The sequence below is a fragment of the Paraburkholderia sediminicola genome (assembly GCF_046026675.1).
Classification (GTDB): Bacteria; Pseudomonadota; Gammaproteobacteria; order Burkholderiales; family Burkholderiaceae; genus Paraburkholderia; species Paraburkholderia sediminicola_F.
This window is the reverse complement of sequence record NZ_JAQQEY010000001.1, coordinates 2,252,317-2,278,701: the sequence shown is the minus strand read 5'-3', so window position 1 is coordinate 2,278,701 and position 26,385 is coordinate 2,252,317. Positions and strand designations below refer to the sequence as shown.

Below are 26,385 nucleotides of genomic sequence, written 5' to 3'. Positions count from 1 at the left end.
TCCGATTGCCGCGGCGCAGAAACGGCTACCTGAGCGGCGCCGCGCAAACAGGCGTAAAGTCAAGCAGCAGTAGCAGGAACCGGCGGGAGCCGGTGAATGCAACCCAATCAACCAAGGTGCAAACGAGGAATCGACATGCCAACCGGTACAGTGAAGTGGTTCAATGACGCAAAGGGCTTTGGCTTTATCACACCGGACGACGGTGGCGAGGATCTGTTTGCCCATTTCTCGGAAATTCGCAGCGAAGGGTTCAAATCGCTGCAGGAAAACCAGAAGGTCAGCTTCGAAATCAAGCAAGGACCGAAGGGCAAGCAGGCGGCGGATATCAAGCCGGTGTAAAAGCAGTGACCGGTCCGCACGCGCAGGTGGGCGGACCGGGAGTATTTTCCTTAAGGTTTCCTTCAGCTTTGCTCCGTAGTATTTGCGCGATTACCTGTGCCCCGCGCGTATCGCCGCGGGCAAACGTTCCGATAGTTTTCCGAAAGAAAACCGAAAGTGCCAATCAAGGTTCGTTGGAGCATCCATGAAAACCCTGTTCTTGCAGGCACCGTCATTTGACGGTTTCGATGGTGGCGCGGGTTCGCGCTACCAAAACAAGCGCGAAGTCCGCTCGTTCTGGTATCCGACGTGGCTCGCACAGCCCGCCGCACTCATTCCCGATAGCCGCGTGCTCGATGCTCCCGCCGACGGCTTGTCCGTCGACGCATCACTCGACATTGCGCAGCAGTACGAGCTGGTGGTCATCCATACCAGCACGCCGTCATTTCCCACCGACGCTTTTTTTGCCGAACAGTTGAAGAAACGCAATCCTTCGGTCCTGATCGGCATGGTCGGCGCGAAGGTCGCGGTCGACCCGCACAATTCGCTGATCGCGAGTGATGCGATCGATTTCGTTTGCCGCGAAGAATTCGATTTTACCTGTCAGGAAATCGCCGAAGGCAAGCCATTCGAGCAGATCAAAGGTCTGAGCTATCGCGGCCGCGACGGCTCGATCGAGCACAATGAAGCACGCCCGATCCTCGAGAACATGGACGAGTTGCCCTTTGTGGCGCCGGTCTACAAGCGCGACCTGAAGATCGAGAATTACTTCAACGGGTACCTGAAGCACCCGTACGTGTCTATTTATACGGGCCGCGGTTGCCGCTCGAAGTGCACTTTCTGCCTGTGGCCGCAAACAGTCGGCGGCCATCGTTATCGCACCCGCTCGGTCGAGAACGTACTGGAAGAAGTGAAGTGGATTCGCGACAACATGCCTGAAGTCAAGGAGATCATGTTCGACGACGACACCTTCACAGACTTCAAGCCGCGCGCAGAGGAAATCGCTCGCGGGATGGGCAAGTTGGGCGTGACATGGTCATGCAATGCGAAGGCAAACGTGCCTTATGCGACGCTGAAGATCATGAAGGAAAACGGCTTGCGGCTGCTGCTGGTGGGTTACGAATCCGGCGACGACCAGATCCTGCTGAACATCAAGAAGGGCCTGCGCACCGACATCGCGCGCCGTTTCAGCGCGGATTGCCGCAAGCTCCGCATCAAGATTCACGGCACCTTCATTCTTGGTTTGCCGGGCGAGACTCAGGAAACAATTCAGAAGACCATCGAGTACGCGAAAGAGATCAATCCCCTTACGATCCAGGTGTCGCTCGCCGCTCCGTATCCCGGCACGACGCTCTACAACCAGGCGGTCGAGAACGGATGGCTGGAAGAGAACAAGGTCATCAACCTCGTCAGTAAGTCGGGGGTACAGGTCGCGGCGATCGGCTATCCGCATTTGTCGCGTGACGAGATTTACCACCAGCTCGAAAACTTCTATAAGCGCTTTTATTTCCGTCCGTCGAAAATCTGGGAAATTCTGCGCGAGATGCTAACGAGTTGGGACATGATGAAACGGCGCCTGCGTGAAGGCGTCGAATTCTTCCGCTTCCTGCGCGCCCACCAGGCGTGAGCGCCGTGCATATGCTCGCCGTCACGCTTGCCTATGCGTGTGCGGCGGGTGCGGCTTTTGGCATCGCCTACACGGTGTTAGCGAGCGCTCTGATCGGCCGGTTTTTTGCGAGAGCGGTATCCGAGCCGACCAGTTTTCCGCCGGTCACGATCGTCAAACCGTTGCACGGCAACGAGTGGGCGTTGCTCACCAACCTGTCGAGTTTCTGTCAGCAGGACTATCCCGGCCCCGTGCAATTCCTGTTCGGCGTGCACGATTCGGCCGACCCCGCCTTGCAAACCGTCGACGATCTGCGGCGGCTGCATCCGGAAGCGGACATCACGGTGGTCGCCGACGCACGCCTGTACGGTCCGAACCGCAAGATTAGCAACATCCTCAATATGCTGCCGCAGGCCCAGCACGACGTGCTGGTGTTCGCCGACAGCGATGTGAACGTCGGGCCGGAGTATCTGCGCAATGTGATCGGTGAATTGCAGAAGCCCGGCGTCGGTCTCGTCACCTGCGTGTATCGCGGTGCGCCCGATCCTGGTTTCTGGCCGAGACTGTCGGCCAAGGCGACTAACTATCAGTTCCTGCCCGGCGTGGTGACGGGGCTTGCGCTGGGTCTCGCGCGCCCTTGCTTCGGGCAGAGCATTGCGATGCGACGCGATACGCTGGAAAAAATTGGCGGCTTCACGCCGTTCGTGCAACACCTGGCCGAGGATCACGCGATCGGCGAAGCTGTGCGCATGATCGGCGAGAAAGTGGTGATTCCGCCGTTCACGATCTCGCATGCCTGCGTTGAAAACAGCGCGGCGAAACTGATTGCGCATGAATTGCGCTGGAGCCGCACGATCCGCAGCATCGATCCGCTCGGCCACCTCGGCTCGGTGCTGATTTTTCCGCTTGCCTTCGCGCTGCTCGCCGTCGCGTTCTCGGGCGGCGCGTGGTGGGCGTGGTCGCTTGCGCTGGTCGCCGTCTGCGCCCGACTCGCATTGAAGCTGCTGTCCGATCGCGCGTTGCAGCAGGCGCATCGCGACCTATGGCTGCTGCCGTTATGGGATATCGTATCGTTTTCGATTTTCGTGGCGAGCTTCTGGTCCTCGCGCGTGATCTGGCGCGGTTTCAGTTTCAAGGTGGATGGCGACGGCCTGTTGTCGGCGGCGCAGGACGGAATGACGGATGAACAGCAGGCTGGGTAAGCAATGATGCGCGGGTATCCGGAAGATGGTGGCGAGGACGATGCAGCGTGCTTGAAGCACGCGCGAAGGGCGGCCGCATGATGAAGCATCTCGGCCGCTTCGCCGCGCTTGCCGGCTTGCTGGTGTCACTGTGGCTGGTCTGGCAGGACAATCCCGGCGCCGTACTCGGCGCACTGCGCGCGGCGGGCGCCGGCCTCTTTCTGGCGGCGATCGCGCACGTGCTGCCGATGATCGCCAATGCCTGCGACTGGCGCTCGCTGATTCGCGGTGCGAACCGACCCGGCATTGCCAATATGCTGCACCTGGTCTGGGTGCGCGAAGCCGTTAATTGCATGTTGCCGGTGGCACGTATCGGCGGCGAGGTGGTGTCGTTCCGGATGCTCAGGCGCTGGGGCGTGCGGCCGTCTACGGCGGTCGGCAGCATCATCGTCGATATGCAGCTCACCGTGATCAGCCAGTTGCTGTTCACGATGGTTGGCATCGGTTTTCTGTTCGCCAATGCGCACTCCGACACACTACGGCTCGCCGGGCAACTGGCGTGGGGCGTGGTGGTGCTCACGCCGCTGCTGATGCTGTTCGCACTCGTGCAGCATGCGAACCCGTTCGAGCGCATCACGCGTGCGCTCAATCGGATGACGAGCGGCAAGCTCGCCACGCTCGTCGGACAATCGGCCCAGATCGACCAGGCCATCAAGCTGATCTGGCGCCGGCGCGGCGTGGTGCTGCGCTATCTGTTTTTCTGGCAACCGCTGCAGTGCATCCTGACGTCGCTCGAAATCTGGCTTGCGCTGTATTTTCTCGGTGTGCACGTCACGCTGGTCGAAGCGGTGGTGATCGAATCGCTGATCCAGGCGATCAGCAGTGCGGCTTTCTTCGTGCCGGGCGGTCTGGGCGTGCAGGAGGGCGGTTTCATTCTGATCGGCGGTGCGCTGGGGCTCGATCCTTCGATTTGCCTCGCGCTCGCCGGCGCGCGGCGCATTCGCGATCTGCTGATCTTCGTGCCCGGGCTCATTGCGTGGCAGTTTGCCGAGTCGGCCAATCGCGAGCCGAAGCGGGCCGAACCGGCAGGGCGGGCGGTCGTGGGCGAAGCCAGCCAGCGTTAGTACAACGCCTTCATTATTCCGCGCCCGCATAAGCAGGAAACGACACTTGCACTGCGAGGCCGTGCTCGCCGACGCCCGCGCCGAGATGCAGGCTCGCACCGAAATGCTCCGCGATTCGCGCGACGATCGAGAGGCCCAGTCCGCTGCCGGTGGCCTGATTGCCGGTGGCGCGGAAAAACCGGTTGGTCAGGCGTGCGAGATCGCTGGGCGCGACACCGGGGCCGTCGTCGCGCACGGTGAGCTGCACCCGGCCGGCGTCATGCTGCACGGCGACCTCGATGCTGCCGCCGGTGCGTCCATACTTGATCGCGTTATCGAGCAGATTGTCGAGCAGGATGCCCATCAGTACGGGCTCCGCATTGATCTCGGCGCGCATGTCGCCAGTGAGCGTCACGCGAATGTTCTTTTGCTGCGCATTGCGATCGTTGGCAAGCAGCGCGTCTTTCGCCACGGCCGCGGGCCTGAGTGGCGATGTGGCGAGCGTTTCGTGCGCATCCAGACGCGCGAGCAGCAGCAACTGCTCCGCGAGCCGCGCGCTGCGATCGACGCCTTGCACCACGCGTTCCATCGCCACCCGCTGTAGCGCTGTGTCCGGTTCGGCCAGTGCGACTTGCGCTTGCACCTTGATAGCGGCAAGCGGCGTTTTCAGCTCATGCGCCGCGTCGGCGGTAAACGCGCGCTCGCGTTCGATAGAGTGCCGCAAGCGCGACAGCACCAGATTGATCGCGTCGACGAGCGGGCGCACCTCGGTCGGCGCGCGGCCAATATCGACAGGTTCCAGCCGGTTGATATCGCGCGCGCGAATGGCGCCGGACAGGACCTTGAGCGGCACCAGACTCCAGCCGATGCTGAACCACACCAGCAGCGCCAGCACCGGCAGCGCGATCAGCGTAGGGCGGGCGATCCGGCTCGCGACGCCGCTCACCAGATCGCTGCGGGTATTGGCCGGTTCGAACACGCGCACCGTGTGGCCGAGCGCAGTATCGCGCAAGGTGAACGTGTGCCATATCTGGCCACCCAGCGTCATGTTTTGCGCGCCGCTTACGGGCGGCACCGGCAAATCCCATGCTTGCAGCGCGCGCAATTGCGGGCTGCCCGCCAGCACCTCGCCGTTCGCGCTGCGCACCTGAAATAGCGCGTCGCGTGGCAAGGAATCGTCGTCGTCGCTATCGTTCGCGCCGGGTTCGCCGCCTTTTTCTTCTTCGCGCACGTCGATGCGCGCATTGGCCAGCGTGGTCAGATTGTGCTCGTCGAGCAGCGCGAGGATTTGCGCGAGCTCCGCGAGGCGGGCTTCTTCCCATTCGGCGACTTCGCGCGTTGCCTGACGATAGCTCGAGATCAGCGCGATGCCCCAGATCAGCACGATGCTGGTTAGCACCAGCATCATCAGACGGCGGCGTATCGATGCCGACATTACGTTTTCTCCACTACGTAGCCGATATTACGCACGGTTCTGATCAGCTTGGCGCCGAGTTTTTTGCGCAGGTTGGACACATGGACCTCGATCGCATTGCTCTCGATTTCTTCCTGCCATCCATACAAACTCTCTTCGAGGCGCGAGCGCGACTGGGGAATGCCCTGATTGGTCAGCAACTGCATCAGGATGGCCCATTCGCGCGAGGTGAGGGGCACGCGCGTATTGCCGATTTCGACGGTTTGCGCGGTGGGATTGACCGTCAGATCCTGATAGCGGATCACCTCGACGCTACGCCCCTGCGCGCGGCGCAGCAGGGCCCGGCAACGGGCAATCAGCTCGGTCAGGTCGAAGGGCTTGCCGAGGTAGTCGTCGGCACCCGCTTCGAGGCCGCCGACGCGATCAACCACCGTGCCCTTGGCGGTCAGCACGAGCACCGGCACGTCCTTACCGGCGTCGCGCAGTCGTTTCAACAGTTCCATACCCGACACCCTGGGCAAACCGAGATCGAGCAGGACCAGCGCATAGGCGGTGGTGTCGAGGGCGAGGCTGGCCTTGTGGCCGTCACGAGCCCAATCGACAGTGAAACCGGCTTGACGCAGTCCCGCTTCAATACCGCAGCCGATCAGGTCGTCGTCTTCTACGAGGAGTACGCGCATGGGGAGAGATTCCGTTTGATATCTATTGCATAGCGGCGACAGTTTTTAAGCAAGCGCCAAGTCACACACCCGAAGTGTAGCGATCATGTTCGTTGGGCGCTTTATACCTCTTTCTTCCTTAAGGTTTCCTTCAGCTTGAATCGCTACTATCGCCCCTCAGCAGGTTACTGTCGCGCGGCCGATATAAGCACGCGAAACTACGTCATGTTGTCAGATCATCGCAACTTAATCGTAAGCACATCGATGGAATGTACGGTTGGCGCCTCTGTCGGCGCGTTTCACCGGTGCATGTGCCGGCGAATCGCGTCACTGCATGATGCCGCGCGTTCCCTCAGGTCACGGACCACGCCATGAAGCCAGTCACCACCGACATGCTGCGGGCCCATCTGATGGCGGCTTCGCTCACGGCCATGGGTACCGAAGTGCTCGCCTTGCTGGCACTGCTGGTTCTGCCGGTTTCGCAGCAGGTTTTCAGTTCCGCGGGGTTTCAGGTGCTTGCTCTCGCGCTGATCGTAAGCGGCGTCATCGTGATGCGCCAATTCGCGCAGGCCGCTTTCAATCTCGCCATTCAGGGCCACTACGCCACGTCTGCCGGCCGGCCCGTGTTGATTGAAGCGGACTGTCCGCGGCGCTGGTTCGTCGTTCTTCATCTACGCTTTACCGGCAAACCATTCGTGCTCGCCGGGCACTGACGGCAACAGGCGATGGCGGCGCACGCATTGACAGCATGCCAATGGATCCTGTTATCAGGCTGCGTCTCGGCCTCGCTCTATGCGATGCTGGCCGCGGTGGCGATGCCGTTCTTCGCGGTGCGCCGCGGGGTGCGAGCGAGGGTCGCTAGCATCCCGGCTGGTGCGCGGGCTTCGCATTCCCTGCCTCCTTTCACGAATGTCGGCGTTAGCGTGCTCAAGCCGCTGTGCGGCGCTGAGCCGCGTCTCTACGAAAATCTCAGAACCTTCTGCGACCAGCACCACGGGCATTTCCAGCTCGTACTCGGTGTCTCGTCGCCGGAAGATCCCGCCATCGCCGTGGTGCGCCGTTTGCAGGCCGCCTATCCGATGCACGACATCGAACTTGCCGTCGATACACGCGTGCACGGCAGCAATCTCAAGGTCAGCAATCTGATCAACATGGCGGGGCGGGCGCGCCATGACGTGATCGTGATCGCGGATAGCGACATCGCAGTCGAATCCGACTATCTCGACACCGTGGCGGCGCCGCTCGCCGATCCGCGCGTGGGGGTGGTGACCTGTCTCTACGTGGCGCAAGGCGTCGGCGGTTTCTGGCCGCGGGTCGGCGCGCTCTTCATCAACGAGTGGTTCGCGCCGTCGGTGCGGGTCGCGCATGCGGCCGGGTCGCGCCGCTTCGGTTTCGGCGCGACGCTTGCCTTACGCCGCGCGACGCTCGAGCGCATCGGCGGTTTCAACGCGCTGAAAAACTGCCTCGCGGATGATTACTGGCTTGCGGAACACGTGCGCGCGCTCGGCCTGAGCACGGTACTTTCGCGCGTGATGGTGGCCACCGACGTCATCGAGCCGACTTTTTCCGCCTTGTGGCAGCGTGAGACGCGTTGGCTGCGCACGATCCGCTCGGTGAACCCGCTTGGCTTTGCATTTCTGTTCATCACGTTTCCGACGCCGTGGCTCCTGGTCGGCGCGTGGCTCACCGGCAGTCTCGCGAGCGGACCGTCCGGCGGCGTGCATCTGTGGGCGGCGCTGGTGAGCGGCGCCGGGACGGTGGTCGGTTTTGCCGCGCGCATGCTGCTGCATCTGCGTTCCGCGCGTCACGAACGTACTTTCTGGCACGACTTGCCGCTCGTGCCGTTGCGCGATACCTTGCTGGCATCGCAATGGCTCGCGGGCGCGTTTGGCTCGCATGTGGTGTGGCGCGGTGCACGCGTGCCGGTTGAGGCTTCTGCGTCGACGACGCACGCGAAGGCATTGGGTGTGATGGATGTCATGGAGACTTCGGATGGTGGCTGAGCCGCGCGGCCTGATCGTTACTGCCGACGATTTCGGCCTGCATCCACGGGTAAATCTGGCGGTCGAGCAGGCGCACCGGCACGGCGTGTTGACAGCCGCGAGCCTGATGATCGGCGCGCCTGCAGCAGCCGATGCGGTGGCGCGTGCTCGCGAACTCCCGGGGTTGCGAGTTGGTCTGCATCTGGTGCTGGCCGACGGCGATGCGGTCACGCCGCGTGCGGGGATTGCCGCATTGCTCGACGAGCATGGCCGCTTTGGCGACAACATGGTGCGGGATGGGGTGCGGTTTTTCTTTTTACCGCACGTTCGCAAACAGCTGGCGCAAGAGATTCGCGCGCAGTTCGACGCTTTTGCGAGGACGGGGTTGGCGCTCGACCACGTCAACACGCACAAGCATTTTCATTTGCATCCGACGGTGCTTGAGTTGATTCTGGAGATCGGCCGCGAGTACGGGATGCGGGCGGTGCGCTTGCCGTTCGAGGTTGGTACGCCGCTGTGGTTGCGGCCGTGGATTTCATGGGTACGGGCCAGGTTGGATCGGGCTGGGGTCGTGCACAACGATTATGTTGTTGGGATTGCTAATAGTGGTCGGATGGATGAGGGGGTGTGGCTTGCTGCGCTTGCCGATTTGCCGCATGGGGTGGGGGAGATTTATTGTCACCCGGCGTTTGCGGGTGATCGGGTTTTGAGTCATGGGATGAGGGATTATCGGCACGCCGATGAGTTAGAGGCGCTGTTGTCGCCAAGGGTTGCCGATGCGATTCGGCATTTGGGGGCTAGGGTGGGTGGATTTGGGGATGTGTTCAGCGTTTGATTTTTTCTGCCTGCGCGGCGCTTGCTGTCCGTGCTTCTGGCTTTGGTGCCTTTCCTTGCATTGTTAGTGGTCTATTAGCGTTGCCCCTGTGCGGGGCGGCACCTACTTTTCTTTGCATGCCGCAAAGAAAAGTAGGCAAAAGAAAGCGGCTTAAACCGCTAATACTAAGTGGGTCCCGTGGTCTGCTGCGGGTAGTGGTGCATCTGGAATCCGTGTTCTCGCACATTCGGCATTAGTGACAAAGGAGTCATCAGCTCCCACTCCGCACTGCGTGCGTCGCGGACGGGTCTGCATGGGAAACCAGGGGCTTCGGTTGGCGTAGCGGGGGCCTCGGCTTCGCCTCGGCGACGCGCTCCTGCACTCACCCGGCAACCCCCACTTCAAATGATTTTTCGGTGTGCTGCAATCACGTCGCGGTGGCCGTGGACGTGCAATGACGAGCCACAACCCGTTGGCGCGGCGTGGCCGTCAAAACGTAGAGGGTGGTTTTGTGAAGTGCTCTTCGGCGCGCACAGCGCCGCCGGAAGAATGACGCCCTTGTCACTGGCATATGCAGGGGCACGAGCACAGATTCCAGATGCACCACTACCCGCAGCAGACCACGGGCCCCACTTAGCATGAGCGGTTTGAGCTGCTTTCTCTTGCCTACTTCTCTTTGCAGCCGGCAAAGAGAAGTAGGTGCCGCCCCGCACAGGGGCAACGCTAATAGACCACTAACAAATCAAGGAAAGGCACCAAAGCCAGAACAAGGAAAGGCACCAAAGCCAGAACAAGGAAAGGCACCAAAGCCAGAACAAGAAAAGGCCAAAACCCCAAGAACACTGACAAAAAGCGCCGCGCAGGCAAAAAACCAGCCCATCAAATGGGCCCCTTCTTCATCAACAACTTCAACAAAACAGGCAACAACACCAACACCAGCGGCAACTGCACAATCAACCCAGAAATAATAGCAACCGCCAAAGGCTGCTGCATAGCAGCCCCTTGCCCAAGGGCAAAAGCAAGCGGCAGCAGTGCCAGAATGGCCGCGATAGTGGTCATGGCAATCGGCCGCAACCGATTCCGCCCAGCCGCGATCAGCGCCTCCTCAACCTCAATACCTTCATCCCGTACCAACCCCTGCAACTCCGATACATAAAAAATCGCCACCTCGGTCACGATACCGATAATCATCGTCATCCCCATCATCGCGGAGATGTTCAACTCGATACCGGTAATCCACAACCCAATAAACACAGCCCCCGCAGCCAGCAAAGGCATCGCCATCACCGCCAGCGCAACCCGGAAACGCTCGTACAGAAACAGCAGCAGCCCAAACACCAACGCAATCGCAGCACCAAACACCGTCAACAAACCCTTGAAAGCAATCTGCTGTTGCTGATACAAGCCGCCCAGTTCGTAATACACGCCAGTCGGCAACAAGCTCTTGTCACTCAGCGCCTTCTGCACATCCGCGATCGTCGAGCCCAGATCGCGGCCGTCGATGCGCGCCGTCACCGCCACCATCCGCTTGAGATTGTCGCGGCTGATCTCCGGCTGGCCGGTCACCGTCACCTGATCGGCAACACGGTTCAGCGCGAACAGATGGCCGTCCGGTGCGCGAATCTGCAACAGCCCCAGTTGCGTATCGGTGAGCTTCAGTGCGCCCGCCACGCGCACCCGCACGCCCACCGTCTTCGGTCCGGTCTGGAATTGCGTTGCAACGTTGCCTTCCACCATGTCAGACACGGCCTGCGCAATCGACTGTGGGTCCATGCCCTCGGCCGCCGCAGCCTCCGGCCGGATGTGCAACTCGAGTGCGTCGCCTGCCGGATTGATGCCGTCGTTCACGTCCACCACGCCCTGAATCTTGCCGATCTGCGCGGCGACCTTGCGTGCGGTGGTGTCGAGTGTGTTCTGGTCGTCGGAATAGATTTTTATCTGCACCGGTTGGGGCACTGCGGTCAGGTCGCCGATCAGGTCCTCCATCAGTTGCGCGAGCTCGATATTCACGCCGGGCACTTGCGTTTCGATCTTGGAACGGATTTCTTCCATCACCGTTTCGATCGGCTCGCGGCCACTTGATTTCAGCCGCACGAAGAAGTCGCCCTTGTTGGGCTCGTTCAGGTCGCCGCCGAGTCCGGCGCCGGTGCGACGCGAGTAAGTTGCAACGTTCGGATTCGCTCGGATGATGCCCTCGATCTGCTTCATCAAGCGGTCGGTTTCCGTGACGGACGTCCCCGGCTCGGTGTGATAGTCGAGCACGAAGCCGCCTTCGTCCATGCTCGGCATGAAGCCGCTGCCCACACGCGTGAACGCGAATGCGGCCACCACGATTAGCGGCAGCAGGCCGAGCAGCACGAGAATCGGGCGTGCCGTGACGCGCTCGATCAGAAAGCCATAGCGCCGGGTCATCCAGGACGCGAAGCGGGTTTCCTTGTGTTCCTCGGCGTCCTTCGGCTTCAGCCAGCGGTCGCACAGAATCGGCACCGCGAGCCACGTGACGAGAAACGAAATGAACAGGGCGCTTGCCATCGTCACTGAGAGCGCCTTGAAGAACGCGCCCGTTACGCCCGACAGAAACGCGAGCGGCACGAAAATGATCAGCGTCGCCGCCGACGACCCGGCAAGCGGCCGGGTGAATTCGAGCGCCGCCGCCATCACGCGGCCATGGAACTTGTGCGCACCGCCTTCGCGCATGCGTCGCACGATGTGTTCGATCATCACGATCGCATCGTCGATCACGAGGCCGACCGCGGCCGCCATGCCGCCGAGCGTCATGATGTTGAAGCCCATGCCGAACACGTCGAGCAGCAGGATCGTCGCGGCCATCACGACCGGCACCAGCGCGACCGCAATTGCGGTGATCTTCCAGTTGCGCAGGAAGGCAAACAACGTGAAGGCGGCCAGCACCACGCCGATCATGATCGCGTCGCGCACGCTGGTCGCCGAGGCGATCACCAGTTCGCTCTGGTCGTACCAGTTCGAGAGGTGCACGCCCGCCGGCATCTGATGCTGGAAGTCAGCGAGCTTCGCGCGGATCGCCTTGGCCATCGCCACGCTGTTCGCACCCGGCTGCTGATAGACGTTGAGCAGCACGGCATCCTGGCCGTCGGCGGTGACGCGCATCCATTGCGGCACGACGCCCTGGCGGACTGTCGCGATGTCACCGAGGCGGATTTGCGTCGCGCCGTTGGCCGACACCACCACGTTGCGCAGTTCATCGAGTTGCGTGATGGTAGTGTTGGCGATCACGAGATACAGCTTGTAATGATCCTCGATGCGGCCAGTGGCCATCAGCACGTTGCTCGCACCGATCGCTTTCGACACATCCGGGAGCGAGATCTTGTAGGCGGCGAGGCGCGCCGGATCGATCGCGACTTCGAATTCGTCCTGCGCGCCACCCGTCACTTCGACGCGCGCCACGCCTTCCACGGACGACAGCAACGGCCGCATCTGAAACTGCGCAAGATCGCGCAGCGCCGACAACGATTGCTGTTTCGACGTCAGGCTATACGCGAGCACCGGGAACACCGTCGGGTCCATGCGCCGCACCTGCATCGAGGTGCCTTGCGGCAACGTCGCGAGGATCTCGCTGATGGCCGACTGCGCCTGCAACGTGGCTTGCGCCATGTCGGTGCCCCAGTCGAAATTGATCGAGATTTCCGCCGAGCCGCGGCTCGTAGTCGATTCAACGTCGCGTACGTTCGGCACGCGCCGCAGCGCCTCTTCGACAGGCATCGTGACCAATGTGGCCATCTGTTCAGCAGGGCGGTCGCCCGCGTCGAGCGAGACCACGGCGCGCGGAAACGCGACGTTCGGGAACAGCGAGATCGGCAGACGAAACGCGGTCAGTGCGCCGGCGATCGCCAGCAGCGCGATCACGAATAGCAGCGAGCGCCGGTGCTTCTGCATCCATTGACCGAAATTCATCGCGGCGCGCCTCCGCCAGCCCGCACCGTCATGCCGTCCTTCAACTCATAGTTGCCGCTGACGACGAGCCCTTCAGCCGCGTCGATCGGGCCGTCCACGCCGTAGCGGTCGCCGTTCTCGACTTGCGTGACCACGGCCACGCGGCGCGCCTTGTTTTGCGGCGTGATCTGGAACACGTACGCGCCTTTGTCGTCTTTGAGCACAGCGGCACGCGGCACGACCCAATGCGTGCCGCTGCGAGTCGCGATATCGGCGCTCACACGCGTGCCTGGAATGAATGCGCTCTGTCCGAGCGGGACGTTCGCGCCGACGTTGACGAGCTGGCTTTGCTGATCGATCGATGCGCCGACCAGCACCACGCGGCCGTCCGCGGCGGCCTTGGCGAGCGAGGTAGACAGGCCGTGCAGCGTGACCATGTCTCCGGCATGGATAGCAGGGACGTCCGACGGTTCGACGCCAAGCATCACATTCGCGCGCGCATCCTTGCCGCTACCACCCGCCAGTTGCAGGATCGCGGCGCCGGGCTGCACCTGATCGCCCTGTGCCGCCGATATCTGCAAAACCACGCCGTCGAGCGGCGCAGCGATGATCTTGTTGCCGCTCGCGACACCTGTCTGGTTTTGCGCCGCGAGCGCCTGCTGCGCGTCTTCGGCAGCCTTGCGGGCCGTGGCAAGTTGCGACTGCGTGGCGAGCCCTTTGTCGTACAACGATTGCGTGCGCGCCAGTTCGCCTTGCGCCAGCGCCACCGCGCTTTTCGCCTGGGTGGCGGCGAGCACCGCGGCAGGGTCGGCCTGCACGACGAAAAGCGGCGTGCCGCGTGTCACGCTCTGGCCGGCTTGCACACGCATTTGTACGATACGCGCAAGGTACGGCAGGTTAACCGTGGTCAGATTCGACGCGGACGCCGCGACGATCCCATACGCGCGGACCGGTTGCGCGATGACGGCGCGCTGCACCCGTACGGTCTGCACGGATACGACGGCCTGGTCGGCCGCATCGTCGCCGGTGGACGCACTAGCTGCACCGGCCGCATGCACGCCGGTGCTCATCAATGCAGCGCAGGCGAGAGAAATCGCATACGCGGCGATGCGCGGTCGCCGCGCCGCAAGTGGGCTATTTCGCATGAGTGTCGGTGAAGGTTTGAGCGGAGGAAAAGGCGTCGGGAATCGCGCTGCCCAGCAACGCCTGCAAGCCGACGCGTTGTTCGGCGATCGATTCGCGCAGCGTGGCGACGTCGACACGTTTGGTGAGCGCGGCGTTTTCTGCATCGGTGTAGGCACCGAGCACGAGATTGTGCTGCGCGTAGGCTGCTGCTGCATGCTGCGCGGCGAGGTCGACGTCGGGCAGTGCGGCTTCGGTCTGCTGCAACTGTCGCGCGAGAATCACGCTGTCTGCACGCATATGAGCGACATCGGCAAAAGCCTGATTCAGGCGCGACTGATACTCGTCGCGCAGACGCTGACGCGTCGCTTTTTCGATCGCGACGTTGCCTTGATTGCGGTTGAAGATCGGCAGGCTCAGATTGATCTGGAAGCCGCTGGTGTAGATGTTCGAGGTGTCGCGCGCGCGCACGAAACCCACGGAAAGACTCGGAAACTGGCTGAGAATCGCCGCGCGGTATTTCTGCTCCTGCGCTTCGTAGCCCGCCTGCAGCGCGATCAGATCGGGGCGGCGCTGTGCGAGTTTGGCCAGCGCTGCGTCGAGCGTCGCGTCGGGCAGTTCGGTCGCGTCTTCACTGCCGCTGAGCTGCAACTGCACCTCCGGCGAGAGGCCGAGCAGCGCGTTCAGATCGTGATGCGTCTGTTCCGCGGCGCGCTCGGCGTCCGTGTATTGCTTGCGTGCGTCGCTGTAGGCGGTGAGCGCGGCGGTCAGCGTGTCGTCGGTGAGATTGCCGTCGCGGCGCGCTTCGGCCATGCGCTCGTAGCGCGTGCGAGCGAGGTCGCGCTGCTGTTGCAGCAGCGGCAGCGTGTCCTGCTGGAAGCGCGTCTTGATGAACAACTGCCGTGCCTGGGCGACGATTTGCCATTCCTGCCACAGCAGCCCGAGATCGGTTTTGGCTACCGTCGCGTCGGCGGATTGTTTGTTCGCGCTGCGCAGCACGATCGCCATCACATCGATGCTCAGACCATAATTGAACGCGCGCGTGGCGCCGGCCGCGCCCGGGTAATCGCTCGATACGCTCAGTTGCGGGTCGGGCAACAGTCCGGCTGAATAGGCCTGAGCCCGGGCGATGCCGAGATCGTCACGGGCCAGCTTCAGGTCGGGATTGTTCGCCACGGCGAGCATCGCGACTTCGTCGATGTCGAGCCCGTCGGACGGGTCGAAGCGATGCGCGGCCAGTTCAGGCAGCGGCATGGTGGACGGATCGATCCGGATGCGTTCGAGCGAGCGGGCCGAGGTCGACGTATCCTGCGCTGCGAGCGGCTCGCGGTGATACCACGCGCACCCGCCGAGCAGCATCGCGCAGATCGGCATGAGCACGTGCAACCGTGCCGCTGTGGCGGCGTTGAAAACGGGCAAAATCCGGCTCCTGAACAAAAGGTGAGACAGCCGCGAGCGGATGTCGCTAAACAGGTGCCGATTCTGCTGACGGGGTGCTTAAGGAACGCTTAACGGACACTAAGCCTCGCTTCAGCGTCCCTTAAGCGTCTCATAAGGGACGCATAAGGAAGCGTTAAGCTAACGGGCCGGACAATGCGGGCAAACTGGAGAGAGGAGAGACCATGCGTCTGCTACTGGTCGAAGACGACGACATGATTGCGGAGACGGTGCTGGGCGCGATGCGCCGCTCGGGCTACGCGATCGACTGGGCCGAAGACGGTCGCGCGGCGGAACTGTCGCTGGGCAACGGCGTGTACGACCTCGTGCTGCTCGATCTCGGCTTGCCGAAGAAGGACGGCATCGACGTGCTCAATGCCTACCGCAAGAGCGGAGGCGCCGCGCCGGTGATCATCCTGACCGCGCGCGACGCGGTCGACGAGCGGATTCGCGGCCTCGATGCGGGCGCCGACGATTACCTGATCAAACCATTCGACCTCGACGAGCTGGCCGCGCGGGTGCGCGCGCTCTTGCGGCGGCGCACCGGCCAGAAGCAGCCTGTCTATGCGCACGGCGAGCTCACACTCGATCCCGCGGCGCACGAAGTCACCAAAGGCGGCGAACTGCTGCCGCTCGTGCCGCGCGAGTTCGCCTTGCTGCAGGCATTGATCGAAGAGCCCACGCGCGTGTTCACCAAGCCTGAGCTGGAAGAGAAGCTATACGGCTGGGGCGAGGAGGTAGGCAGCAACACCATCGAAGTGCACGTGCACAGCTTGCGGCGCAAGATCGGCGCGGAGCAGATCGTGACCGTGCGCGGCGTGGGCTACCGTCTGAAGAGGTGCTGATGACGTCGATTCGCCGCTGGCTGCTGGGCTGGCTGATTTTCGGGCTGGCCGCGGCCTCGGGCGTGGCCGGCTTCGGCATCTTTCACACCGCGCGCGAAGAAGCGGGCGAACTGTTCGACTACGAGCTGCGTACCGTGGCGCTGTCGTTGCCGTCGAATCTGGCCGGTGCGGGAGACGGCGAGCATCGCAATCCCGACCTGGGCGATCTGGCCGACGACCGGGTCGTAATCGAAATCTGGGACCGCTCCGGCAAGCTCATCTATCACTCGATGCAGGCGCCGGTATTCTCGCGTTTGCCCGCGGGTTTCAGCACGGTCGAGCGTGGCGAGAGTCACTGGCGCGCGTTCGGGTTGGAACAGCGCGACCGTTATATCCAGGTTGCGCAACCGATCTCCGTGCGGGAAGACCTTGCGCTGCAACTGGCGCTGCATACGCTCTGGCCGCTCGGCGTGCTGGTGCCGGTGACAATCTTGCTGGTGCTGCTAGTCGTGGCAAGGGGACTGGCGCCGATCGGCGGTCTGACGCGCGCGCTGACGACCCGTTCGCTCGATTCGCTGGAGCCATTGCATCTGGGCGGCAGCGTGCCGGTCGAAATCAAGCCGCTGGTACAAGCGCTCAACGATCTCCTGCAACGTCTGAACGTTGCTTCGCAGGCGCAGCGCACCTTTATCGCCGACGCCGCGCATGAGTTGCGCTCGCCGCTTGCGGCGCTGAAGCTGCAATTGCAGGCGGCTTCCCGTGACGGCTCGCTAAAGGGCGAGGGGCAAACGCTGGAGCGCGTCGAGGGACGGGTCAACCGGATCATTCACCTGGTGCAGCAGTTGTTGACGCTGGCGCGTGAGGACGCGCATCCGGTGACGTCGATGGTGCCGGTGAGTCTGCGCCGGATCGGCGAGCAGGTCGTCGGCGATTTTTCGCTGCTCGCGGAGACGGGGGAGATCGATCTCGGGCTCGAGTGTGAAGACGCTCGCGCGAACTACGATGTCTATACGGTGCTGGCGGAGCCGCACGGGATGAGTGTCCTGTTGGGAAACCTGATCAACAATGCGATCCGGCATACGCCGCGGGGTGGGCGTGTCGACGTGATTCTGAAACGGTCGGCCGAGCGGGTGGGATTCGATGTCGTGGATAGCGGGTCCGGGATACCGGAGGCTGAGATCGAGCGGGTTTTCGACCGCTTTTATCGCGGGGAGGAGGCCCAGGGCGACGGCAGCGGACTTGGGCTGGCGATTGTGGCCCGGATCGCCGCACGGCATCAACTGCAGCTTTCGCTGCGTAACAACGCCGGCCGGCCCGGCTTGTGCGTGTCGGTTTTTGGCCTGACGGCGGTTGAGGTGACGGCGCCTGTGGCGGTCAAAAGCTAATTTTTTGCCTCTGCGGCAAAAAACAGATCTTCAGCCCCATCCTTCGAAAAGCGCAATGAAATACGGGCTTTATTTGCGGTCAATGAAATGCGAAAGCGGGAAGAGGGGCGGAAAGTATCGAGTTTAATCGTGCCACAGCAGAACGTTCGCCACTGCTAGCGCACGGCGTCTCACCGCCTCTCACGAGCATGTTTCAACACGCTGCTACAATCCTGTCTTTCTCGATTGATTGTGCGCTATGGGTTTCGAACAACTTGCTGAATTGAAGAAGCAACTGGCCGCGGCACGCGCCGAAGCTGCGCCTGCGGCCAAGCCGGTCGCCAAGCCCGGTGCGAAGCCCGCGCGCAAGCCGTCGCCGCCGCGTCGTGCCGCGCCTGGTCACAAACCAGTGACAGACGCCAAGCCGGCGGCTGACGCCAGGCCCGCGGCCGACGCGAAGCCGGTGGACCCGGTGGTGAAATCGATCGGGAGACTGCAAAAGCGCTTCCCGAATGTTTTCCCGAAGAATCCGGCGCCCAAGCTGCCGCTGAAGGTCGGCATCTTCGAAGATCTCGTCGTTCACGCGAAGGAGCTGTCGCTGAGCGAAGCCGAGTTGCGCGACGCAATCAAGACCTGGTGCCGTGGCAGCCGCTACTGGAAATGCCTGGTTGAAGGCGCCGCTCGCGTCGATCTGACGGGCGGCGAAGCAGGCAAGGTGACGGCGCAGGAAGCGGCCGGCGCGCAGCGTCTGCAGGCGCATCGTGCGGGCAGGGGCGCGGCGAAAGCAGCGGCCTCGTCGGCTGAGGCGTCCGCCAATGCTTCTGCTGCATCGGCCATTCCGGTCGTTTCGGTTGATGATGCGGCGCAAGCAGCGGCCACTCCGCAAGCTGCTGCGGAAACCGAGCCGCAAGTCGCCTCGACGGATACCCCGGCTGCTGAATCGACTACGCCGCCGGCAGCACCGTCGGCCACCGCCGAAGCGTAAAAGGCCCGCCGCCCTGTTAAAGGCGGCTGCCTTGCGCCGCCGCCAGGCGGACCCTCACGAAGCCGACGTGCTCGCGCAGCACATAGAACGCGTCGGCGTATGCGAGCGGCATACGCAAGCGGCTCAGCGAGGCCTCGATATGATCGAGCTCCGCGAAAAGCTGCTTGCGTTCCTCCTCGGTCGAGTCGGCCAGTGCGCCGCGTTCGATCGCAATCAGTGCGCCGTAATAGCGATAGATGCGCGAGCGCACGCGCCACCGGTACAGTGCCGGGATCAGGCGCATCGCCGGAAACAACAACACCGCCATCGGCAGCAGCAGAACGAGCGTGCGATCGCCGATGCTCGCGAGCCAGAACGGCAGCGTGCGGTATAGAAAACTCTTGCCGGTCTTGTAGTAGCGCTGCGCGTCTTCGCTGACCTGATATTCATGGGCGACCGGACTCGGAAACTCCCCGGCGTGCTGCAACAGCCCCGGCATGCCGTGCACCTCCTGCGCGGCCTCGATCAATAAGTCGGAAATCGCCGGATGTAGACCGGTCCGGGCCACGAGTTCGACCGTCGGGCTGATCAGATGGATGGTGTTGGGCGGAATTCTGCGCCTGAGATCCAGCACGCCGGGCGGCAGGTCGATCTCGTCGAGGTAGGGAAAGAGACGCGTATAGGCGCTGGCTTCGTCGAAATCCATCACTGAGATGCCGGGCACTTTCAGGAGTCGCAGCATCAGGCCGCGCGTGGCCGAGTCACCGTTGAGGATTGCCGCGTCGACATCGCCCGCCACGAGTTGCGTGGCGGCCTGCATGCCGTCGCTCGGCACCAGCACGGTGTTGCCGCCTGGTTGGATGCCGTTTGCTTCCAGCAGTTTGAGCGAAAGGAGGCGCGTTCCGCTGCCTTCGCGGCCAATTGCAATCCGTTTGCCTTCCAGTTCTGAAAGATCGCTGATACCCGTGCCGCGATAGAACACCACCACCGGAATATAAAAAACGCTGCCGAGCGACATCAGCGACGATGTATCGCGCCCATCGGCCACACCGCCTTGCACGAGCGCGAGGTCGACATGCTGCTTCGGGTCCAGCAGACGGCCCAGATTCTGCACCGAGCCATCGGACTCCAGCACCTTCAGCGTGATGCCGTTGCGAGCGAGGATCTTCTTGTACTGATTCGCGGTGACGAGGAACGAACTATCGTGCGGGCCCGCGCTCATGGTGATGGTCTTCGGCGGCGCCGGATCGACCACCCAGACGATCAGCGTGATGATCAGCACGATCAGCGCGGCCACGATGATGTAAGGCAAGGTGTGATCGCGCCACTCCGCATGCGACTGATCGCCGGGAAAATGCGGGGGACGCGGGCGATACGCTTTCATGGGCACTCCGTGCCGGTAGCCGGGATGAGGCATTGTCCACTGTCTGCAGCGTATCGGCCAAATGTTCGGCATAACCGGCGCCTTGCCGGCCAGGACACGCGATAGGCCATGGCATAATCCACGACAGCTTCTAATCGTGTCGCCGGGCGCATCTTGAGTCGTTTCCATCGGAAGATCGGCAGTTGGCTGGGATTGTTTGCGATCCTGATGGCCACGCTCGCGCCAACGATCTCGCATTCGCTCGCCGCACACAACGGCGGTGATGCCGGAATGGGAGGCGAGCATTGCTCGATGCCGTCAATGGCTTCCATGCCGGACATGGGCGGCATGTCGTCGATGCCCTCCATGCAGGTTCAGGCATCGGACGACCCCGGCAGCAAACACGCTCAACACGCAGCTACGTCTGACGGCGACGCCTGCGGCTATTGCAGTCTGCTCGCCCACATGCCGGCGGTGCCCAGCGTCGAGGCGCTGTTCTTTGTCACCGTCCGTGCTGTCCAGCACACCGTTGCGACCCGCTTCGAACGTGTTCGCCGCGTCGAGCCGCTCACCTTCGCGCAGCCCCGCGCCCCTCCGTTCGCATCCTGATTCGAGTCATACCGTTGCGATGCCATGACCGCATCGCGATGCTGCTGCACGTCCGCCCGTCGAGGTGCGCGCCGGCATTGTCACGACCCATGAACAGGATGAACCATGCAAACCCAGGCAACGCACAGCGCGATACCGCTGCGCGCGGCGTCGCTCGTTGCGGCTACCGCCAGCGTATTTCTCTTCGCTCCTTCACTCGCCAGTGCTCACGCGATTGCGGGTAATCGCATCTTTCCGTCGACGTTGGCCGTCGACGATCCCGGTGTCGGCGACGAAGCCAACCTCGAGTACGGCCACCAGCGCCTACCGGGCGACGCCGGCGATCAAAGCATCAATACCTTCGATTTCGAGTACGACAAGCTGATCACACCGCGGCTGGCGGTGTCGGTAGACGGTACCTACGCGATGCAAAACAATCCGAAGGCGCGTGGCTTCGACAATTTCGGCGTCGGTCTGAAGTACCTGCTGTACGTCAACGATGAACACGAGTTCATGACCTCGGTCGGCGTGGACGCTGAACTCGGGGGCACGGGAAGCCGCGCGATCGCGGACAACTTTTCGACGATCTCGCCGACGATTTACGCGGGCAAGGGCATGGGCGATCTTCCCGCATCGCTTGCTTATTTGCGGCCGATTGCGATCACGGGTGAAGCCGGCCCGGCGCTGACAACAGGGGCAGGGCAGCCGAACGCGTTCAACTACGGCTTCACAGTGCAATACAGCTTGCCGTATCTTCAGCAGCACGTGCACGACATCGGCCTGCCGCAGCCGTTGGCGAACGTGATTCCGCTGGTGGAAATTCCGCTCTCGAGAAGCCAGGGCCAGACAACCGGCACGGTCAATCCGGGTTTCATCTGGATCAATCGTTATGGCCAGTTCGGCGTTGAAGCGCAAATTCCGATCAACCACGCAAGCGGCTCGCATGTGGGTATTCTGGTTCAGGCGCATATCTTCTTCGACGATGTTGCGCCCACCACGATCGGCAAACCTCTCTTCCAGTAGCGCATAAACACCATAACGCAGGAGCAGGCGATGAAAAACGATCGATATGACTGGCTGCGCGCCGCAGTGAAGATGCCCTTGCTGATTGCCGGGCTTGCGTTCGCGAGCACCGCTTTCGCCCATGTATTTCCGCAGAAGCAGGAGCCGGGCGCGGGCGCGACGGTGGCGTCGCCCGCTCAGGTTCGCGTGATATTCGACGGGCCGCTCGAGCCGTCATTCAGCTCGTTGACGGTGACCGACGCGAGCGGCAAGCAGGTCAACACGGAGAAATCCGCGGTCGACGCCCATCAGGCGGCGGCGATCGCTGTGCCGCTACCGACGCTCGCGGCGGGTCATTACACCGTGCATTGGGTGGCCGTGGCTTCCGACGGGCATCGCACGCATGGCGACTACGCATTCGACGTGAAGTAGCGCTGAAACCGTGCCGCGCCGCGTCATCGCGAGAACAATGGCGCGGTATCCATGAAGGCTTGACGTCTGTTTGCCTCTTTGTGGCGGCAAACAGAGGAGCGCCGCCCGAAGAAAAAATCAGAACTTGTGCCGCAGGCCAATCCGAACAACAGCCTGCTTGTCGTCAGCCGACGCAGAAGGTCCATTAATAGCGGCTACGGCCTGCTTGCCGGTCGAATCTGCCCCGGAGGCTTTCTGATAAACCCCAATCAGATACACATCCGTACGCTTCGACACGAAGTAATCGATCCCTGAAGCGACCTGCTGATAGGTTGCCCCAGTCATGCCTTTAACCGAGCTCCCCTTCGTATAGTCATACGCAACCCCGCACAACAAATCAGCCGTGATCTGATACTTGAAGTTCACTTCCGCATTGTTCAACGTAGCGTTGCCGCTCAGCCCAGCAGGATTTGGCCCCGATGATAGATCCCCAAGATCACGAAAGCTCGTATTCGAATACGTCGCGCCGAACGTCGCAGCACCGAAAAGATACGACGCCCCGGCACCGATCACATGCAGCGATTTCGCCGACGCATACCCGGAATACACAGGCGACACCATATTGCTGCCCGGCACGCCATTCACAGTAGCCGCGGGACTACCGGTACTGCCAAAGAACGATGTATTCGGATTGGCGACATCGAGATAACCCACACCAAGCGCCAACGGCCCATTCACATATCCCGCCGACACCGACCAGATCCGGTTGCGCGAGAAATTGCCCGCGACGCCGCCAAGGCTGACCATACCTTCCACCGTCAAACCACCATACGTATTGCTGGTGAACTTGATCGCGTTGTTGGTGGAGTTGGTGTTGTTGATATTGTCGAGATCGCCGGGATGCGCCGCCATATAGCCGCCCCATTGGTCACCGACCTCGAACGGGCCGAGGATATCGACGTTCGTGTCGTACTGGCGGCCGAGCGTTACCGTGCCGAACGGACCCGACAAGCCTACCCAGGCCTTCTTGCCGAACAGCAGTCCTCCTTGCCCGAGCTTGCCGGTACTGGCGTCAAAGCCGTTCTCCAGCATGAAGATCGCTTTCATGCCGCCGCCGAGTTCCTCCGTGCCACGCATGCCCCAGCGGCTTTGCTGCATCACGCCGCTCAGCAGACGAATCGCGCTATGGCCCGAGACGCCGCCGTTGGCGTTGGCCGTCGCCGCATTGCTCGTATAACTCAAACCTTCATCGATGATGCCGTATAGCGTAACGGCACTCTGTGCATGCACCACGGCCGGAAAGGTAGCGGCAAGGCATATTGTCAGTAGCGTTTTTTTCATGTGGTCTGACGCTCAAGTTAGAGAAAGTGCGAAAAGTGACGGACGTGTTCGCTCCCGCGAGCCACGCGTTGCTTGTCTGCAAGCAGCCGGCGGCGAAACCGGCTACTGGAAGAACCTTGGAATTAGCGGTGTTTAATGGGGCCCGCCGATCATCGGCGGCCGTATCGTGCGGTGGGCCGCAGCGGCTTCATAGGCGTGGCCGAACTGCAGCAGACCCCAGTCGTCGCGAAAGCGTCCGGCGACCTGCAAGCCGATCGGCAAGCCGGACACGCTAAAGCCGCATGGCAAAGCGAGCACCGGCGATTCAGTGGAGGACAGATACCAGCAGATGCGCATCCAGTCGATGTATGAGTCGTAGCGCGTACCCATAAATTCAGTGGGCCAGCGCAGATCGGCGTCGAAGGGCAGCATCTGCGTGGCGGGTAGTACGTAGTACGCGTGGTTGTCCATGAAGCGGCGCATGCGCTCGAACAACGCCGTCTTACGCACGAACATATCGCCCAGGTCCGCGGCGGATAGCGAGCGATGCAGGCGGCACTCCGCTTCGATTTCCGGCTTCAGTTGCGCGCGAGCCTCGGCATCGAGCCGATCGACCAGGCTGCCGATCATCCAGGCGCGTTCGATGCGGAACACGTCCTCGGCATCGCCGAGATCGGGGTCGGTGAATTCGACCTCACAACCCATCGACTCGAACACCGCCGCCTGGGCCTGTACGGTCCGCTGAATCTCGGGGTCGACAGCAAGACCGGCAAGCTGGACCGACATGGCGACGCGTGTGCCACGAAAATCGCGTTGCAACGGTTGCGCGAAGCGCGACCCTGGTTCGGTGATTTCGGTCGCGGTTTCGCCGGACGGTCCGGAGATCGCGCTGAGCAGCAAGGCGGTATCGGCGACATTGCGCGCCATCGGCCCATCTACGCCGAGCGTCGCCCAGCCGTTCGAATCCGGCGCGCGCGGCACGCGTCCCGGCGACGGACGCAAACCCACCACCGCATTCCACGCGGCCGGATTGCGCAGTGAACCACCCATGTCGCTGCCGCACGCAAGCGGATTCATCCCGCACGCAACGGATGCCGCCGCGCCGCCGCTGCTCCCGCCGGCGGATTTGCTCAGGTCCCACGGATTGCGTGTCACGCCAAACACGTCGTTGAACGTGTGCGAGCCCGAGCCGAACTCAGGGGTGTTCGATTTACCGATCATCAGCGCACCTGCGGCGTCACAGCGACGCGCGATCAGTGCGCTGTGCTCGGGTACGTGATGTTCGAAGGCCTTTGAGCCGAACGTGGTGCGCACGCCGCGCGTCGCGGTCAGGTCCTTCTGCGAAACGGGCAGGCCATGCAGAGGACCTTGCCAGACGCCGCGCGCCCATTGCGCGTCGATTTCGGCGGCACGGTTACGTAAGGCGGATTCGTCGGCGATCGTCACCAGCGCGTTGACTTGCGGGTTGACGGTTTCGATACGTGAGAGGTGGGCATTCAGAATGTCGACGGCGCTTACTTCCTTCTTGCGCTGCAGATCGAGCAAGGTAAGGGCGGACTGGTCGCAAAGATCGCTGCTGGCAGCGAGCCGTGTAACGGCATGAAGAGTGTCTGACATGAGAATTTCGCGGTGTTGGAGAGTGAATGACGCGTGTGTGGCGGCCTAGATGTCCTGACGTGTGCGGTCGACCACGAACAGGAGCGCGACCAGCGAGAACGCCCCGCAAACGATCACGTACCAGGCGGGGGCGGCCGGATTCCCGGTTGCCTGAATCAGCCACGTCACGATGAATTGCGCAAAGCCGCCGAAGATCGACACGCCCGCTGCATAGGCAATGGAAAGTCCCGTTGCACGTGTGCCGCGGGGGAACATCTCCGGCAGCATCGAACCGGTCGCGCCTGCGTTGATGGAGTGCAACGCTGCGAGCGCACAGATCACCAGATATAAAGTGCTGATCGAAGGCGAATGCTGGATCAGATAGAAGCCCGGCAGAATGAGCACGGTCAGCAGCACGCGTGAGATAAAGGCAATGCGTTTGCGGCCGAACGTATCGGACCAGATACCGCCCACCGGCGACATCACCAGCATGACCGCGCCGGCGAGAATCCCGCACCAGAGTGCGGTATCCATTGGCAGATGCAGTACCTTGATCGCATACGTCGACATGTAATAGATCACGATGAAATGCGCCGACGTTCCGCCGACCACCAGGAAAAGGGCCACCAGGACAAGACGCCAGTCGCGTTGCAGAACAGTCTTCAGCACGCCGGCGGAATTGGGCGCTGAGTCAACAGGCGCATCCGCTTCGCCGCCCAGCCGCGAACGCAGATAAAGGCCGAGCGGCGCGATCAGCACGCCCGCCAGAAATGGAATACGCCATCCCCAGGCTTCGAGCGAAGCCTTGTCGAGGTAGTGCGACAGCAGAAAACCCACCAGCGAGCCGGCCAGCGCTGCCCCACCCTGGCTTGCGAACTGCCAGCTCGTGATGTAGCCACGCCGCGAAGAAGACGCGCGTTCCGCGAGCAGCGTGGTTGCCACGCCGACTTCGCCGCCGGCGGAAAAGCCTTGCAGCAAGCGTGCGGCGACAATGGCGAGCGGTGCGGCGATGCCGATTTGTGCGTAGGTGGGCATCACGCCGATCAGGCCGGTGCCGACTGCCATCGTCACGAGCGTGAGATTCATCGCGGCGATGCGGCCGAAGCGGTCCGCCAGCACCCCGAACAGCACGCCGCCGAGCGGACGCGCGATAAAGCCGATACCGAACGTGCCGACCGAGAGTAAGAGTTGCTGCTGCGGCGAAGCGAGGGGGAAGAACAGTTTGCCGAGCAGCACGGCAAAGAAGCTGTAGACGGTGAGATCGAAGAATTCGAATGCGTTGCCGATCGTCGTCGCGATGATCAGCCCGCGAGTCGATGGACCGTGCCTCGCGCTTTGACTGACATCGTTGAGCGATGAACTGAGTGAAGGTGACTTCATGAACGGGATCCCTCTGGAGGTGAATCAA

General features: G+C 62.3%; 22 protein-coding genes. 13 read left to right on the top strand and 9 right to left on the bottom strand.

Annotated features, from left to right (window positions below):
- Positions 1-135: 135 nt before the first annotated feature.
- From PQQ86_RS09895 to PQQ86_RS09880, 4 genes are all read left to right on the top strand, one after another.
- On the top strand, positions 136-339 hold the full coding sequence (locus PQQ86_RS09895) for a cold-shock protein (protein ID WP_007181784.1): 204 nt from the start codon (positions 136-138) through the stop codon (positions 337-339).
- Between the two features lie 184 nt (positions 340-523).
- A complete protein-coding gene (gene hpnJ / locus PQQ86_RS09890) occupies positions 524-1,945 on the top strand; it encodes a hopanoid biosynthesis associated radical SAM protein HpnJ (protein WP_408203813.1) in 1,422 nt (473 codons plus the stop codon).
- Positions 1,942-3,126 (top strand): bacteriohopanetetrol glucosamine biosynthesis glycosyltransferase HpnI, encoded by a 1,185-nt coding sequence (gene hpnI, locus PQQ86_RS09885; RefSeq protein WP_408266153.1) that lies wholly within the window; start codon positions 1,942-1,944, stop codon positions 3,124-3,126. The genes hpnJ and hpnI (PQQ86_RS09885) overlap by 4 nt, the downstream gene beginning before the upstream one ends.
- A gap of 77 nt (positions 3,127-3,203) precedes the next feature.
- Positions 3,204-4,229 (top strand): flippase-like domain-containing protein, encoded by a 1,026-nt coding sequence (locus tag PQQ86_RS09880; RefSeq protein ID WP_408270196.1) that lies wholly within the window; start codon positions 3,204-3,206, stop codon positions 4,227-4,229.
- Positions 4,230-4,242: 13 nt separating this feature from the next.
- On the opposite strand, the gene PQQ86_RS09875 is transcribed toward PQQ86_RS09880, so the two are convergent.
- Together PQQ86_RS09875 and PQQ86_RS09870 are read right to left on the bottom strand one after the other, a co-directional pair.
- Positions 4,243-5,643 (bottom strand): ATP-binding protein, encoded by a 1,401-nt coding sequence (locus tag PQQ86_RS09875; RefSeq protein WP_408266151.1) that lies wholly within the window; start codon positions 5,641-5,643, stop codon positions 4,243-4,245.
- On the bottom strand, positions 5,643-6,302 hold the full coding sequence (locus PQQ86_RS09870; RefSeq protein ID WP_408266149.1) for a response regulator: 660 nt from the start codon (positions 6,300-6,302) through the stop codon (positions 5,643-5,645). Before PQQ86_RS09870 ends, PQQ86_RS09875 begins: the two co-directional genes overlap by 1 nt.
- Positions 6,303-6,652: 350 nt before the next feature.
- Between PQQ86_RS09870 and PQQ86_RS09865 the strand changes: the two genes are divergently transcribed.
- The 3 genes from PQQ86_RS09865 to hpnK are packed head-to-tail and all read left to right on the top strand — an operon-like array spanning position 6,653 to position 9,098.
- The gene (locus PQQ86_RS09865) at positions 6,653-6,994 is read left to right on the top strand and encodes a hypothetical protein (protein ID WP_408266147.1); all 342 of its coding nucleotides are present in this window, start codon (positions 6,653-6,655) and stop codon (positions 6,992-6,994) included.
- A 12-nt stretch (positions 6,995-7,006) separates the two neighbouring features.
- Positions 7,007-8,284: a bacteriohopanetetrol glucosamine biosynthesis glycosyltransferase HpnI gene (gene hpnI / locus PQQ86_RS09860; RefSeq protein WP_408266145.1), complete on the top strand. Its 1,278-nt coding sequence runs from the start codon at positions 7,007-7,009 to the stop codon at positions 8,282-8,284.
- Complete coding sequence (gene hpnK / locus PQQ86_RS09855) at positions 8,274-9,098, top strand: hopanoid biosynthesis-associated protein HpnK (RefSeq protein ID WP_408266143.1); 825 nt, start codon at positions 8,274-8,276, stop codon at positions 9,096-9,098. Before hpnI (PQQ86_RS09860) ends, hpnK begins: the two co-directional genes overlap by 11 nt.
- A gap of 858 nt (positions 9,099-9,956) precedes the next feature.
- Here the strand turns inward: hpnK and PQQ86_RS09850 are convergent.
- Genes PQQ86_RS09850 through PQQ86_RS09840 form a run of 3 tightly spaced genes read right to left on the bottom strand, consistent with a single transcriptional unit; the run spans position 9,957 to position 15,527 of the window.
- Positions 9,957-13,007, bottom strand: coding sequence for an efflux RND transporter permease subunit (locus tag PQQ86_RS09850; protein ID WP_408266141.1), 3,051 nt, complete (start codon positions 13,005-13,007; stop codon positions 9,957-9,959).
- Positions 13,004-14,131 carry an efflux RND transporter periplasmic adaptor subunit gene (locus PQQ86_RS09845; protein ID WP_408266139.1) on the bottom strand — a complete coding sequence of 376 codons (1,128 nt, stop codon included), beginning with the start codon at positions 14,129-14,131 and terminating at the stop codon, positions 13,004-13,006. Before PQQ86_RS09845 ends, PQQ86_RS09850 begins: the two co-directional genes overlap by 4 nt.
- On the bottom strand, positions 14,121-15,527 hold the full coding sequence (locus tag PQQ86_RS09840; protein WP_408266137.1) for a TolC family protein: 1,407 nt from the start codon (positions 15,525-15,527) through the stop codon (positions 14,121-14,123). The genes PQQ86_RS09845 and PQQ86_RS09840 overlap by 11 nt, the downstream gene beginning before the upstream one ends.
- 203 nt (positions 15,528-15,730) lie before the next feature.
- On the opposite strand from PQQ86_RS09840, the gene PQQ86_RS09835 reads away from it, so the two are divergent.
- From PQQ86_RS09835 to PQQ86_RS09825, 3 genes are all read left to right on the top strand, one after another.
- Complete coding sequence (locus tag PQQ86_RS09835; RefSeq protein ID WP_408266135.1) at positions 15,731-16,390, top strand: response regulator; 660 nt, start codon at positions 15,731-15,733, stop codon at positions 16,388-16,390.
- Positions 16,390-17,754, top strand: a complete 1,365-nt coding sequence (locus PQQ86_RS09830; RefSeq protein WP_408266133.1) for an ATP-binding protein — start codon at positions 16,390-16,392, stop codon at positions 17,752-17,754. Before PQQ86_RS09835 ends, PQQ86_RS09830 begins: the two co-directional genes overlap by 1 nt.
- Positions 17,755-17,992: 238 nt before the next feature.
- Positions 17,993-18,718, top strand: a complete 726-nt coding sequence (locus PQQ86_RS09825; RefSeq protein WP_408266131.1) for a ProQ/FinO family protein — start codon at positions 17,993-17,995, stop codon at positions 18,716-18,718.
- A 16-nt stretch (positions 18,719-18,734) separates the two neighbouring features.
- Here PQQ86_RS09825 and PQQ86_RS09820 read toward each other — a convergent pair whose 3' ends face one another.
- Complete coding sequence (locus tag PQQ86_RS09820; RefSeq protein ID WP_408266129.1) at positions 18,735-20,081, bottom strand: TAXI family TRAP transporter solute-binding subunit; 1,347 nt, start codon at positions 20,079-20,081, stop codon at positions 18,735-18,737.
- Positions 20,082-20,234: 153 nt separating this feature from the next.
- Between PQQ86_RS09820 and PQQ86_RS09815 the strand changes: the two genes are divergently transcribed.
- From PQQ86_RS09815 to PQQ86_RS09805, 3 genes are all read left to right on the top strand, one after another.
- A complete protein-coding gene (locus PQQ86_RS09815) occupies positions 20,235-20,669 on the top strand; it encodes a DUF2946 domain-containing protein (RefSeq protein WP_408266127.1) in 435 nt (144 codons plus the stop codon).
- A 105-nt stretch (positions 20,670-20,774) separates the two neighbouring features.
- On the top strand, positions 20,775-21,671 hold the full coding sequence (locus PQQ86_RS09810; RefSeq protein ID WP_408266125.1) for a hypothetical protein: 897 nt from the start codon (positions 20,775-20,777) through the stop codon (positions 21,669-21,671).
- A gap of 30 nt (positions 21,672-21,701) precedes the next feature.
- Positions 21,702-22,082, top strand: a complete 381-nt coding sequence (locus PQQ86_RS09805) for a copper resistance CopC family protein (RefSeq protein ID WP_408266124.1) — start codon at positions 21,702-21,704, stop codon at positions 22,080-22,082.
- Positions 22,083-22,199: 117 nt separating this feature from the next.
- Here the strand turns inward: PQQ86_RS09805 and PQQ86_RS09800 are convergent, their stop codons facing one another.
- The 3 genes from PQQ86_RS09800 to PQQ86_RS09790 form a co-directional block, all read right to left on the bottom strand.
- Positions 22,200-23,402: a porin gene (locus tag PQQ86_RS09800; RefSeq protein ID WP_408266122.1), complete on the bottom strand. Its 1,203-nt coding sequence runs from the start codon at positions 23,400-23,402 to the stop codon at positions 22,200-22,202.
- Between the two features lie 132 nt (positions 23,403-23,534).
- Complete coding sequence (locus PQQ86_RS09795; protein WP_408266120.1) at positions 23,535-24,998, bottom strand: amidase family protein; 1,464 nt, start codon at positions 24,996-24,998, stop codon at positions 23,535-23,537.
- Between the two features lie 45 nt (positions 24,999-25,043).
- On the bottom strand, positions 25,044-26,357 hold the full coding sequence (locus tag PQQ86_RS09790) for an MFS transporter (RefSeq protein ID WP_408266118.1): 1,314 nt from the start codon (positions 26,355-26,357) through the stop codon (positions 25,044-25,046).
- Positions 26,358-26,385: the final 28 nt, after the last annotated feature.